10 protein-coding genes are annotated in these 12,944 nt (G+C 60.4%); 1 reads left to right on the forward strand and 9 read right to left on the reverse strand.

The features are described 5' to 3' along the window. Positions 1-424 precede the first annotated feature (424 nt). On the forward strand, positions 425-2,527 hold the full coding sequence (locus tag FNZ07_RS25465; RefSeq protein WP_091014312.1) for a M3 family metallopeptidase: 2,103 nt from the start codon (positions 425-427) through the stop codon (positions 2,525-2,527). A 103-nt stretch (positions 2,528-2,630) separates the two neighbouring features. On the opposite strand, the gene FNZ07_RS25470 is transcribed toward FNZ07_RS25465, so the two are convergent. From FNZ07_RS25470 to FNZ07_RS25510, 9 genes are all read right to left on the reverse strand, one after another. Further along, positions 2,631-3,929: an amidohydrolase family protein gene (locus FNZ07_RS25470; RefSeq protein WP_091014315.1), complete on the reverse strand. Its 1,299-nt coding sequence runs from the start codon at positions 3,927-3,929 to the stop codon at positions 2,631-2,633. A 54-nt stretch (positions 3,930-3,983) separates the two neighbouring features. Continuing rightward, positions 3,984-5,189, reverse strand: a complete 1,206-nt coding sequence (gene dinB, locus FNZ07_RS25475) for a DNA polymerase IV (protein ID WP_170275835.1) — start codon at positions 5,187-5,189, stop codon at positions 3,984-3,986. A gap of 33 nt (positions 5,190-5,222) precedes the next feature. After that, positions 5,223-7,727 (reverse strand): FG-GAP-like repeat-containing protein, encoded by a 2,505-nt coding sequence (locus FNZ07_RS25480; RefSeq protein WP_170275836.1) that lies wholly within the window; start codon positions 7,725-7,727, stop codon positions 5,223-5,225. Positions 7,728-8,017: 290 nt separating this feature from the next. Further along, positions 8,018-8,299 (reverse strand): hypothetical protein, encoded by a 282-nt coding sequence (locus tag FNZ07_RS25485; protein ID WP_091014321.1) that lies wholly within the window; start codon positions 8,297-8,299, stop codon positions 8,018-8,020. A gap of 314 nt (positions 8,300-8,613) precedes the next feature. Beyond that, positions 8,614-9,057 (reverse strand): hypothetical protein, encoded by a 444-nt coding sequence (locus FNZ07_RS25490; RefSeq protein WP_091014324.1) that lies wholly within the window; start codon positions 9,055-9,057, stop codon positions 8,614-8,616. A gap of 178 nt (positions 9,058-9,235) precedes the next feature. Beyond that, positions 9,236-9,742 carry a GNAT family N-acetyltransferase gene (locus tag FNZ07_RS25495; RefSeq protein ID WP_091014327.1) on the reverse strand — a complete coding sequence of 169 codons (507 nt, stop codon included), beginning with the start codon at positions 9,740-9,742 and terminating at the stop codon, positions 9,236-9,238. A 70-nt stretch (positions 9,743-9,812) separates the two neighbouring features. Further along, positions 9,813-10,433, reverse strand: a complete 621-nt coding sequence (locus FNZ07_RS25500) for an ANTAR domain-containing response regulator (RefSeq protein WP_091014329.1) — start codon at positions 10,431-10,433, stop codon at positions 9,813-9,815. Further along, positions 10,430-11,605, reverse strand: a complete 1,176-nt coding sequence (locus FNZ07_RS25505; protein WP_091014333.1) for a transporter substrate-binding domain-containing protein — start codon at positions 11,603-11,605, stop codon at positions 10,430-10,432. Before FNZ07_RS25505 ends, FNZ07_RS25500 begins: the two co-directional genes overlap by 4 nt. 32 nt (positions 11,606-11,637) lie before the next feature. After that, entirely contained in the window at positions 11,638-12,939 is a 1,302-nt protein-coding gene (locus FNZ07_RS25510) for an amidase (RefSeq protein WP_091014336.1), read from the reverse strand. Between the last annotated feature and the right edge of the window lie 5 nt (positions 12,940-12,944).

The raw sequence follows: 12,944 nt of genomic DNA on the forward strand, positions 1-12,944 counted from the left end.
AGGCCGGCGAACCTCGCGGTACCGGGCGAACGATGCGGCCACAATGCGTCAAATGCGCTACCGCGACGGTGCGCTCACCCACAATTGCGTCGATGCAGCGGTTTCTCGCGCCAGCGGCGGAAGGCCCGGTAAGGGTGGCCAGGCGGGTCCGGATATCGCCGCCACAGGACTGCCCGGCCAAAGTTCTGGTAATTTGTTCCGCAGGCGGACTGGAATCGCGGCGCGGCGCCCCCATACTGTTGGTTGTGGGCGCGCGTAGGCCGCTTCCGTGCGTGGGCTGGTCGCCCGTCGGCTCCTGCGGCGCGGCCTTAGCACCGCTTGTTGCACCGATTACCGTCGCACCCGTCGCACCGCTTGCTCCACCCTGCAGTACCCGCTTCACCTATTTCGCTTGTCCTTTTTCCCGCGTCAGACAGGAAGCACCATGTCCCAAACTCAATCGACATCCGCCAATCCGCTCCTTGACTTCTCCGATCTGCCGCGTTTCGGCGAAATCCGACCCGAACATGTGACACCCGCGCTCGACGTGCTGCTTGCCAATGCCAGCGCTGCCGTCGAGCGCGCCAGCGCGCCCGTGACGCCCGCCTCATGGGTCGATATCGTCGAGCCCGTCGAACACGCTACCGAGCCGCTTTCGCGTGCATGGGGCGTCGTCGGCCATCTGAACGCGGTCGCCGACACGCCCGAACTGCGCGCCGCCTACGGCGAGAACCTGCAACGCGTGACCGAGTTCTGGTCGAGCGTCGGGCAGAATCTCGCGCTTTACGAAAAATACAAGGCGATCGCGGCGAGCGGCGATTTCCCGACGCTGACCGGCGAGCGCCGGAAAATTCTCGATAACGCGTTGCGCGATTTCCGCCTGTCGGGAGCCGAATTGCCCGAAGACCAGAAGCCGCATTTCGCCGAGTTGCAGGAGCGCCAGGCCGCGCTATCGAAGGCGTTTTCGGATCATGTGCTCGACGCGACCAACGCGTACGCCTACGTCGTCACGAACGAAACCGAACTCGCCGGCCTGCCCGAAGACGTGGTCGCCGCAGCGCGCGAAGCCGCCGAGCGCGACGGCAAGGAAGGCTGGAAATTTACGCTGCACTTTCCGTCCTACTTCCCCGTGATGCAGTACTCCGAAAACCGCGCAATGCGCGAGGCGATGTACCGCGCGTACGTGACGCGCGCATCGGAACTCGGCGCGGCGTACGGCGGCGGCAAGTCCGAGTGGGACAACACCGCGAACCTCGCCGAGCAATTGACGCTGCGCGCCGAAGAAGCGCACATGCTCGGCTACCGGAACTTCGCCGAAGTGTCGCTGGCACCGAAGATGGCCGAGTCGCCGGAACAGGTGATGGCGTTCCTCGAAGACCTCGCCACGCGCGCACGGCCGCACGCCGAACAGGACTGGAAAGAGCTGCGCGAATTCGCCGCCAGCGAACTGGGCCTGAGCGACCTGCAACCGTGGGACATGACCTTCGCGTCCGAGCGTCTGCGCCAGCAGCGCTACGCGTTCTCGGAGAACGAGGTCAAGCAGTACTTCCCTGAAGATGCCGTGTTCAGGGGGCTCTTCAAGGTGATCGAGACGCTGTTCGACGTGCGCATCCGGCCCGACGACGCGACTGTGTGGCATCCGGACGTGCGTTTCTTCCGCGTCGAGAACCAGGACGGCGGCCTCGTCGCACAGTTCTATCTCGACCTCTATGCACGCGAAGGCAAACGCGGCGGCGCGTGGATGGACGATGCGCGCGCACGTCACAAGCTCGCGCACGGCGGAGTGCAAACGCCGGTCGCGTACCTGACCTGCAACTTCTCGGCACCGGTCGGCGGCAAGCCGGCTTGCTTCACGCACGACGAAGTGATCACGCTGTTCCATGAAACCGGCCACGGTCTGCATCACATGCTGACGCGCGTCGACGAACTGGGCGTATCGGGTATCAATGGTGTCGAGTGGGATGCGGTTGAATTACCGTCGCAGTTCATGGAGAACTTCTGCTGGGAATGGGACGTGCTGTCCGACATGACCTCGCATGTCGACACGGCGAAACCGTTGCCGCGCGACCTGTTCGACAAGATGCTCGCCGCGAAGAACTTCCAGAGCGGACTTGGCACGGCGCGCCAGATCGTGTTCTCGATGTTCGACATGCGCCTGCATACTGACTTCAATCCGGCTGGACCGACGAGCGCAAACGATCTCGCACGCGAAATCAACGAGCGCTTCCACGTGATCCCGCAGGCGTCGTTCTCGCGCTGGCCCAACACGTTCAGCCACATCTTCGCGGGCGGCTATGCGGCGGGCTACTACAGCTACAAGTGGGCCGAAGTGCTGTCCGCCGATGCGTATGCGGCGTTCGAGGAAGCCGCGCACGCGTCGAACGGCAGCGTGCTCGACGTGGCGACCGGTACGCGCTATCGCAAGGAGATTCTCGAAGTGGGCGGCAGCCGGCCCGCGATGGAATCGTTCAAGGCATTCCGCGGCCGCGAGCCGGATATCGATGCGCTGCTGCGGCACAACGGGATGGCGCCTGACGCGGCGCATTGAATGCGCGTTGCTTTGTGCAGCGAAGCCTGAACCGGGCCTCGCTGTGCCACGTAGCCTGATTGATCATGAGCCGGTGCCCTGCTTCACGCAGGCGCCGGTTTTTTTATCCGCGATGCAGGCGGAAATCCACTTCCGCCGGACGTCCTTCGAGGCTTAGCGTCGCGCGGGCCGCGGGCGCACGGCTCACTATCTTGCCGCGGCGCACGACCGCCAGCCGCGCCGCGCGCAAACGAATGGCTTCGACGGGATCGCGAGCATCGAGCACGACGCAATTCGCTTCGCAGCCGGGCGCGATGCCATAGCCCTCCAGTCCGAGGATGCGCGCCGCGTTAACCGTCACCGCGTCGAAACACGCGTGCATCGCATCGACACCCGTCATCTGCGCGACGTGCAACCCCATGTGCGCCACTTCGAGCATGTCGCCGGAACCGAGGCTGTACCACGGGTCCATCACGCAATCGTGGCCGAACGCGACCGTGATGCCCGCAGCCATGAGCTCCGGTACGCGCGTCATGCCGCGCCGCTTCGGATACGTATCCGAGCGGCCTTGCAGCGTGATGTTGATCAATGGATTGGCGATCGCCGCGACGCCGGCCTCGCGCATCAATGGCAGCAGCTTGCTGACGTAGTAGTTGTCCATCGAATGCATCGACGTCAGATGCGAGCCCGCGACGCGTCCATGCAACCCAAGCCTGTGTGTCTCGGCCGCGAGCGTTTCGATGTGGCGCGATAACGGATCGTCGGATTCGTCGCAATGCATGTCGACGCGCAGCCCCTGCTCCGCTGCGTATTCGCACAACATGCGCACCGACTGCGCGCCGTCGGCCATCGTGCGTTCGAAGTGCGGGATGCCGCCCACGACGTCGACACCAAGCGCAATCGCGCGCTTCAGGTTGTCGAACGCCTCGGGGTTGCGTAGCAGGCCGTCTTGCGGAAATGCGACCAGTTGCAGGTCGAGATAGGGTGCGACGCGGCGCTTTACTTCGAGCAGCGCTTCGACAGCCAGCAGCCGCCCGTCGCTGATATCGACGTGGCTACGGATCGCCAGCAGCCCGCGCGCGACCGCCCAGTCGCAGTACTGGAGCGCACGTTCAATCAACGCGTCCTGCGTGAGCTGCGGTTTGAGTTCGCCCCACAGCGCGATGCCTTCGAGCAGCGTACCCGACGCGTTCACGCGCGGCAGACCGTATGAGAGCGTCGCATCCATATGGAAATGCGGGTCGACGAACGGTGGCGTGACGAGCGAACCGGCCGCGTCGATTTCTTCGGCGGCGATGGCGGCGAGATGCGGCTCGACGGCGACGATGCGGCCGGCTTCGATGCCAATGTCGACCGGGCCCTGCTGCGCTTGATGCGGCACCGTTCCGCGCGGCAGTACAGCACGACGGATGATCAGATCCATAGGTCTCTCCACATTGTCTGTCTGCGATTCTATCGGCACCAGAAACCGCGTGGGTCACATGGATGCACCGGAGTCACCGTCATCGTGCTCATCGGCATGATCGAGCACCTCGGGCTCCGCATCGTGTGCCACATCATCGTCGAACAGCGTGAACTGCCCAGGCTGCGCAGCGTCTTCCTCTTCGAGGCGTACGCCAACACCAAGCAATCGCACCGCCAGGTTGCGACGAGCGAAGCCCTTTTCGAGCAACGCGAGCAGTGTCGGCACATGCGTCGCATCGCCGACGCATTCCACGGTTGTGCGCTGAAAGTCGGCAAAGCGAATCTTCACGAACAGCTTGCGCACCGCCGGCCCGGCCTGCGCGCGTTCGATCCGTTCATCGAGCAGCGCAGTCAGACGCCGCACTTCGTCCGCGCATTCATCGAGCGTCGTGAGGTCGGTGACATAGGTCGTCTCGACACTCACCGACTTGCGCTCCTGATCGGCGCGCACCGGCCGTGTATCGATGCCGCGCGACAGATCGTACAGACGCTTGCCGAACACGCCGAAGCGTAGATGCAGATCGATCAGCGACCAGGCGCGGACATCCGCGCAGGTGACGAGCCCGAGCTTTTCGAGCTTCGCCGCCGTCACCTTGCCGACGCCGAAAATCTTGCGCACCGGCAGCGCGGCGACGAACGCATCGACTTCGTGCGGACGCACGACATGAAGGCCATCGGGCTTGTTCCAGTCCGACGCGATCTTCGCGACGAACTTGTTGGGTGCGACGCCGGCCGATACCGTCACGCCGACCGTATCGCGCACGCGCTGGCGGATCTCGCTCGCCATCAACGTCGCACTGCCCTTGCAACGCGTAGTGTGAGTCACGTCGAGATAGGCTTCGTCGAGCGACAGCGGCTCGACGTCGTTGGTGTAGTCGCGATAGATCGCCATGATCTGCCGCGAGGCGATGCGGTATTTCTCCATCGCCGACGGCAGGATCAACAGATCCGGGCATTTGCGCATGGCGAGTGCCGACGACATCGCCGAATGGATGCCGAAGCGGCGCGCCTCGTAGTTGCAGGTAGCGACCACGCCGCGATGTTCCGGTCGCCCGCCCACTGCCAGCGGCCGGCCGCGCAACGACGGATCGTCACGCATTTCAACCGACGCGTAGAAACAGTCGCAGTCGCAATGGATGATCTTGCGGACAAGCGAAGGTGCAGCCGGGACCGAGGGAGAATCGAGTGGGTTCAAGATGCCGATACTGTACAAAAACACAGTGATATTTACAAGATCGGCAAGAACGGCCCGCTACCTCAGCAGCATCCAGTCTGTGCCGACTGAGATTCCTCCCCTGCCCTGAGTAAACTCATTGGTCAGCCATAGACTCGTGTACACGATGGAGCTCAAGTCGGTGGCAGAGCGCTCTAGCAGAACGTCGACTGCTCCATCTGCGTCGAAATCCCCCGCGACGATGGCCTGACCAGTTGCCGGCAACTGACGTCGCAGGAAAATCTGCCCAAGTTCGATGCGACCGGAGTGCTCGTTCTGAAAGTCGGGCGAGAAAACCGTCATGCCAAGATCGCCGGTTGTGGGCTTGTACCAGACAATATTCGCGTAACCCAGTCCCCGCGAATCGCCGACACCGGCGATGACCCAACTGGAATCGAAAGTACTGGAGACATGAGGCCAGTGCTCGTCGTAATAGCTCGTCGAATTCGCGAAGAGCACAGACGATTTGAAGTCTGCGCTCCGCGGTGTGGTGTCGCCGCTGCCGAAACTGAGGATCTCCACATCGCCTTCGGAATTGCGCAGCAGGATGTCCGAATAGCCGTTTTGATCGAAGTCGCCGACCCATGCGGTATTCCAGTCCGATGGCGTGCCCGGGCGAACCGCTTGAACGCCGAGAATTCGCTGGCCATCCATCAGCAATACCGTTCCCGTTTGCGTCGTGAAGTTCCAGATGAGAATGTCGGAGCGCCCGTCGTCGTTGAAATCGCCGACCCCAACGACCCGGTCGCCCGCTTTCAACGTGTACCCAATGGGGTAATAACCTCCCCCTAAAGGCAACTCCAGAGGATGCGCGGGATCTTTCCAGATTCCCAACGCTCCATCGCGGGAGAACAGTACGCTAGCGTAGCCGTCGCCATAGAAATCCCCGATGGCCTCCTCCTTAAACTCCGCTGTCAGTTGCGGTTGGTGCAGCGTCACGGATTTATATTGGAGTGAGGGAGCAGCAGTCGGATCAACGATCTGTGTCAGAAAATCCGTTGGATTCTGCGTATTTCTCCACAACGGATCGTAGGTGACGTTTCCATTCAGACTCATCGTGCGATTGGCACTGAAGGTCACGGTGGGATACTCGGGAAGCGCCGTGCCGGCAACGACAACACTCTCAAAGCGCAGATGTGAAAGCTGATGGTGCGGGTCGTAACTCTGCAACAGGTTCGGGAGTTTTTGCGCGTCCGCTACCTGAATGTTTCTGAATAGCAGATCGTCGATTCCCGCGAGATCGCCGTTCTTTTTCGACCAGGGGCTCGGCCGCACGGCCAGACTGAAGAGCCGGAAGCTGGCGTTCTCCACGCGCAAATCATCGAACAGATAGTGCCGGAGCGTTCCCTTGCCGCCCTGGTGAGCCGAGAAAACCGCCCCCTCCATGCTCTCGGCAGCAGTTTCGGTGCGGATCACATCCGAATTCCTGACGACTACGTCATGCACGTCGATGTTGAGGTTGCCGCCCATCGTATCGGAGATCTCGAATGGAGCCGACGTGCGTAGTTGCCAGATCGTGCAGCCGGTGACGAGCAGGTTCGAAGAATTCAGGTGAATGGCGCTGTCGCCTACTTTAAAAAAGCTATTGCGCAGGACACTTCCATGATCGTCCGAGCCGTAGGCGGCCGCAACGCCATCGGTGTTGCCGTGCCACCCGATGATCTTGACGTTGTCGATAACGTTGCGCGTGGCGGTATTGTCCTTGCCATCGCTAAAGGTCTTGTTATAGCCGCCGAGCGCTATGTTATAGAGCGGGGACTGGATCAACGTAACGCCCTCGATGTGTCCTAAGGTTTCGTTGGGAGCCGAGATCATCGGCACGCAGTTCGGATCGCACTCGCTCTTCTGAACGTTTTCCCCCGAGACGATGCCTCTACCGCGAATCGCCCAGTTGGATGCGCCATCTGCAACCTGGAAGAATCCTTTGACGTAGGCACCGCCCGCCAGGTAGACCACCTCGTCGGATCGGATCACGTAGGGAGTCGTGCCAAGATCATGTACACCGGGTCCGAAATAATGGACACCGGCCTTACTCGATTGCGGCACGTTCGCTTCAGGCGGGTTGGCGAAAATAAGAAGCGGGTTACTCAGATCGACATTCGACTCCGTGCAGGTCGAGCCGGACGTACAGAAATCCACTGCGTACTGCCCTGGGTGACTGACGGTAAAGCGAACCGTCGACCCCTCGACTGTGACCGGGATTCGCTCATGGCTCGGAAGGACGCGAGCGGCGGTAAAGGGCTTCCGGTTTGTGATGGAGACGGTGACCGGATCGCCAGACGAGAAACTCGTCCATGCAGTCGATTGCTCTTCCGTGGAAGAGGTGGGTTGACCATTCAGTTGGCCATTCGTGAATCCCGGATTCTGCGTCTGATATACAAACGAGTCGTGCGGGTGACCGTTCTGAATGATCTGTACCGCGTATTGCGGCGATGCGGAAATACCTGGGGGCCCCGGATAGACAGTGACGGATTCCGCTCGAGCCAATGCATTTGAACTCTGTCCCAAGGCAATCGCCACAGCGGCGAGGGAACACAAAACCATTCGAAACGCTCTTGCACGAAAATACCGCTTGCTAACCATTTCCGCGCACTCCTCGAATTCACGATATCCATGATGTTAGGCCGGGACACGTGTCAATTGAGAGGTGGGAAATTTAATTTCTTTGTGCTTTCAATACGTTACGAGACGCTTGCCGGATTACACACAATGAAAAACCCAAGAGCCGGATTGATATCCAACTCCTGGGGCTCAGTTCACAGCAGCCTTTCTTACAACGGATGGCAACCTGATTGAAGCGCTCGCTTGCGCCGGGTTGCCAACCTCAATGCCTGTTATTGGGCCGGCGACGCTACGCCCGGGGTCGCCAGTGTGTTGTGGCTCCCGGGAATGTTGGTGAGGGACGTCGAGCTATTCGGTAGGCTCGCGTTCTGCGAGCTCGTCCCGCTGTCCGACTTTGCGACGCCCGACGTGCCGTAACCACTGCTCGTCGTATTGGCAGCAGCAGCCGGCGACACGACGCTCGGCCTCGCCAGCGTGTTGTTCTGTGCATAAGCACCGCCCGACAGCGCGAGTGCGGCGACGGCCGCGATTAGTGTGCTGGTTGTCTTGTTCATAACCCGTTCCTCCTAGATTGGACTGGAATTTCGACGCAAACGAGCCATTGATATTGCTTCATGGCGCTCGTTATACGCCTGGCTTTTGGTAATCAAACTCGCAACCGTTCGGTGCGAAATCGAGCCCATAGCACGCCACACCAGTTTAGGAGCGCAACCGCCAATAATTAAGCGCGTTATTCGCAAGGATGAATTTCAATTTTTGGGCTTACTACCAATGCGAGAGAAGCGCATAGGTGCCCACCCGCTCTTGAGGCGGACACCTATGGTTGAGTTGACTGCGAGCCCGAAGCGCTGCCGATCCAGGCAAGTCCCTATACGATGGCTACCTTCTCGGGATTATCAGCGGCATATTTGATCTTTACCTTATCGCCGGCGCGTGGCACGGCAATACGGGAGACCATCGTCTGGATGTTGACGTCGTAGGGTGTGCCGCTTGCGGGGCTGACCGTCATATGAATCAGGACGATGGGACTATTGTTCACTGTTGCCCCGGTGTCCTGCACGGAAAGGATATCCGCAGTACCGTCCAGGCCGGTTTGAATCAGTTGTAGTCGCTCCTGTTGTCCCGCTAGCGCATTCTGTCCCACGTCCATGACGCCGGTCATTTTGTCGACAAATCCTTTACCCATAAAAGTCTTTGTCATGAAACCAGTTAATCCGGAGTTCAGCGTCTTCTTGTGATCCTCGATTGCGCCTACGGGGTCTGTTTGCGCCTTCGTTATTGCATCCTGGATTTTCTTGCCGATACCAAACATGGTGTGCTCCTCTTCCAGTGATCCTTGATAGAGTGCAGGCTCAGACCGTATTGCAGCTTCGTCGAACAGATTGCCGATTCGCAGAATTACATGGCGGGCGAACGGTCTGCGAATTCATTCTATACGCCATGAATTACCACGTCGGTAATTTCGATTTTTATGGTCAGCTGATCGAAAGCTAGCGGGTCGATTTTTCGTACAGCGACCAGACATAGCCGCCCGGTTCCGACTCCGGGTAAAGTCCCACGCGGATAAAACCAAGCGATTCGTAATAGGCGCACAGTTTTGCGTTGTGGACGGCGCAGTCGAGTCGGACGAGGTGTCGGCTCAAGCTGCTCACCGTATTAGCGCACCAATCAAGCATGAAGCTGCCGATTCCGCGTCCGTTAAAACCGCTTCGCACACACAGCCCATGCACATAGCCGGCGATCGGCTGCTGAGGTCCCCAGTGCCTCTCATCCTCCAGATCGAGCGAAAAGGTTCCGACCGGAATGCCATCCAGCTCGACGACGTACACCTCCTTTTGAGAGACATTGTTTCGCACCCACCTCTCGGAAAATCCGTCTCCTTCCTTACCCCACGCATAGTCGCGACAGGCCACCTTCTTCGCGTGTGCATCATTGCGGATTTGCGTCAGAGCCGGCACGTCCCCTTCCCCTGCCCTGCGGATGATTCTTTGCGTCATCGCTAATCCCTTTGATAACCACGCAGGAGCGAATGTTAGCAATGCGCCCTTACGTAGACCCAACCCGTCGTTAGATTTTTGATCCCCTGGCAAGACCGAGCTTTTCCATTGCCTCATGTGCATCGATCACCAGTGTGGCAATCTCGCCCACCGTGACGCGGAGACTTGTTGCCCTTGAGCGAATGTGCTCGTACGCTGCATGTTCGCTGAGCTGGTGTGCCTCCATGAGGATGCGGATGGCCTTCTCGATATGGCGTCGCGCCTTGATCGCCTCCTCAAGCTTCGCGACCTTGCTGTGCAATCGCTGTTGATAGCCCGAGGACGCGCGAGCGAGCACCAGGGTGCTCAGAATGCCAGTGGAACGGTAGGGCTTCGTGATGACTCCGTGCGCCTGCGAATCCACCAGCATTTTTAGCGCGGTTGGATTTTCGTAGTCGGACAACGCGATCAAGGTTGCTTCAGTATCGGCCGCACACCAGTTTCCCGCACTGCGGGTCTCCGGACCGACAAGAAAGAAAATCACGTCGACATCGGCCGGAAGTTGCGACGGAAACGGCCAGAGCACGCGCACCGGGCAACCGATGCGACGCAACTGCTCCTCCAGAACAACGCGGTCATCGCCCGGTGGGTGAATCACGAGGACGCGCAACGTGCGCAGATCGTCGAAGAGCCGACGGGCCCCCGTGCTCATACCGATTCTCCGTCGAGCCAGAATTCCGCGAATCCGTAGGATGTCAGATAGGGATCGGGTTTGATCGGACCTCGCCCCTCCCAGACTACGTCGAACGAGCCGTCTTGCCGGCACACGGCAATACGTGGCGTCAGGATGGCGTGATTGTTCTCCGGGTCGATTTTCAGCACCCCCTCGGGCGAATCGAATTCGACTGCGTACACCGCCTCCACCAGCTTTGCGGTATCGAGACTTCCGCTACGGGCCAACGCCAGCGCGAAGAGATGCATCTGGTTATACGCCATCTCCGACCACATGCTGGCCGGTTGCTCGCCAAATCGCGCATGCCACAATTTCAGAAACCGCTGATTACTCGCGAGGTTCAGCGTGTTGACGTAACTCGCCGAGATGATGTGACTGCCGCACAGTTCAGGCCCAATCATCCGCGTTTCGCCTTCCGTCATTGTCAAGCTTGCGATCGGAATCTGTACGGGATCGATACCATGCTCGCGATATAACCGATAAAACGCACGCGCACCGCGCCCGATCAACGTGGAGAACACTACGTCGGGCTCGACGCTCTTGATTTGCCGCACCACGTCTTCCAACGCAGCTGGATCCGCATCGCTCGGCAGATAGAGCTCTTCCACGATTTCGCCACCATGCTGCTCGACCATGTCGCGCATGATCCGGTTCGATTCTCGCGGATAGATATAGTCTGCGCCAACCAGAAAAAAACGACGGCCGTGATTGCGCAGCAGATAGGCGGCCAGCTGCATGCTGTTCTGGTTCGGCACCGCACCGGTGTAGATGACGTTCGGCGAATACTCAAACCCTTCATAGATCGAGCAATACCAGAGTAATGCGTTGGTGCGTTCGATCACCGGCAAAACCGCTTTTCGGCTCGACGAAGTCGAACAACCGAAAATCACGGTTACGTCGTCGTCCTGCAACATGCGCGTCGCGAGCCGACGGTATTCGTCGGGATCGCTCTTCGGGTCATAAACAACGGGATCGAACAGGCGCCCGCCCACGCCGCCGGCCGCGTTCACTTCCTCGATGGCGAGCACTGTGCCGAAAAAATGCTCCGATCCAGTCGCCGAGGCCATCCCCGTGCGCGAGTACAACACGCCGATGCGCCATCGGTCTTCCTCATGCGTCACGTTGGCGGACTGTCGCGAGCTTGCCTCCATTTCGTCTCCTCCTTGCATCGACTCGTCGCTCCTCAGGTCGCCGGGAAACGTCCGACCGCAGCAGCGATCGCCTGCTCGGCGAATGCAGCGGCGTCGAGGCATCGGGTGTCGTCCCAAGGGCGGCAGATCACCTGCACACCGATCGGACCGCCTCGTGTGCCTCCCAATCCGGGCACGTTCACGCACGGGCAGCCAAGCAACGTCCAGTTGCGATTGAATGCGGGGTCGCCCGTCGACGCGAAACCATCGGGCGCTTCGTCGGGTGCACTCGGCGTCAGCAAACCCGTGATGCCGTCGAACAGCTCGCTCAGCCTCGCCTTCGCCTGTTCCGCCAGCACACACGCCTGAACGTAAGTTCCCGTATCGACTCGCCCGGCACGCTCGAGAAAACCGGCGAGCAGCGGCGATAGACCGGCACGATGATGATCGTACTCGAACCCCAACGTCTGATACGCCTCATAGCTCTGGATCGTATCGTGCGCAGCGACCAGGTCTGCCATCCAGGGCGCGAAGCGCACACGCTGCACGCGACCGCCCGCTTGCTCGATGGCACGCACCGCCATGTCGAGCACGCCGCTCGCATTCGCCGACGGTGCGGTCCATGGATAGCTGTCCGGCACGCCGAACACCGGGTTAGCGGTCACATCCCCCGGTGCGAGTTGCCGGCCCGACAGGACCTGTGCGAGGTAAGCCACGTCACGCACACCGGCACCAAACAGACCGACCGTATCCAGCGACCACGAGAAGCACTTCATGCCGACGGTCGGCAACATGCCGAGTGTGGGCTTGTAGCCAGCGATGCCGCAGAACGACGCGGGCCGGATGGTCGAGCCTCCGGTCTGCGATCCGATCGCGAAGGGCACAATACCGGCTGCCACGGCCGCGGCCGATCCGGATGACGATCCGCCGGGGGTGCGCCGCAGATCGCACGGATTACGCGTCGCCGGCGGCGCCATGTACGCGAACTCGCTGGTAACGGACTTACCGATGACAATGGCGCCGTTCCGCCTCAATAGCGTGACAATCGCGGCATCGGACTTCGGCTGATGGTTTTCGTAAACTGGCGAGCCGTAGCTCGTGACCAGACCGCTCGTGTCGAAAATATCCTTCACCGCGACAGGTATCCCGGCAAGCGGACCCGTTGCCTGCGCAGCCGCGGTCAACATCGACTCGCGGTGCGCCATGGCCGCCATGGCCCTCACCTCCTGCTCGACCTCCTCGATGCGTGCAAACGACTCGAGGAGGGTTCGATCGCGTCCGCGGGACCCATTGGCAGTTTGCCTGAGCAGGTCCAGTCCCGAGCGGGGTCGATAAAGTGAGTTTGCGTTCATCATGTATC

Source organism: Paraburkholderia megapolitana (assembly GCF_007556815.1).
Lineage (GTDB): Bacteria > Pseudomonadota > Gammaproteobacteria > Burkholderiales > Burkholderiaceae > Paraburkholderia > Paraburkholderia megapolitana.

Excerpts from the sequence above, each read along its gene's own strand:
- FNZ07_RS25465 (WP_091014312.1), top strand. The coding sequence starts at position 425 with ATGTCCCAAACTCAATCGACATCCGCCAATCCGCTCCTTGACTTCTCC.
- FNZ07_RS25470 (WP_091014315.1), bottom strand. The coding sequence starts at position 3,929 with ATGGATCTGATCATCCGTCGTGCTGTACTGCCGCGCGGAACGGTGCCG.
- FNZ07_RS25480 (WP_170275836.1), bottom strand. The coding sequence starts at position 7,727 with ATGGTTTTGTGTTCCCTCGCCGCTGTGGCGATTGCCTTGGGACAGAGT.
- FNZ07_RS25485 (WP_091014321.1), bottom strand. The coding sequence starts at position 8,299 with ATGAACAAGACAACCAGCACACTAATCGCGGCCGTCGCCGCACTCGCG.
- FNZ07_RS25490 (WP_091014324.1), bottom strand. The coding sequence starts at position 9,057 with ATGTTTGGTATCGGCAAGAAAATCCAGGATGCAATAACGAAGGCGCAA.
- FNZ07_RS25495 (WP_091014327.1), bottom strand. The coding sequence starts at position 9,742 with ATGACGCAAAGAATCATCCGCAGGGCAGGGGAAGGGGACGTGCCGGCT.
- FNZ07_RS25500 (WP_091014329.1), bottom strand. The coding sequence starts at position 10,433 with ATGAGCACGGGGGCCCGTCGGCTCTTCGACGATCTGCGCACGTTGCGC.
- FNZ07_RS25505 (WP_091014333.1), bottom strand. The coding sequence starts at position 11,605 with ATGGAGGCAAGCTCGCGACAGTCCGCCAACGTGACGCATGAGGAAGAC.
- FNZ07_RS25510 (WP_091014336.1), bottom strand. The coding sequence starts at position 12,939 with ATGATGAACGCAAACTCACTTTATCGACCCCGCTCGGGACTGGACCTG.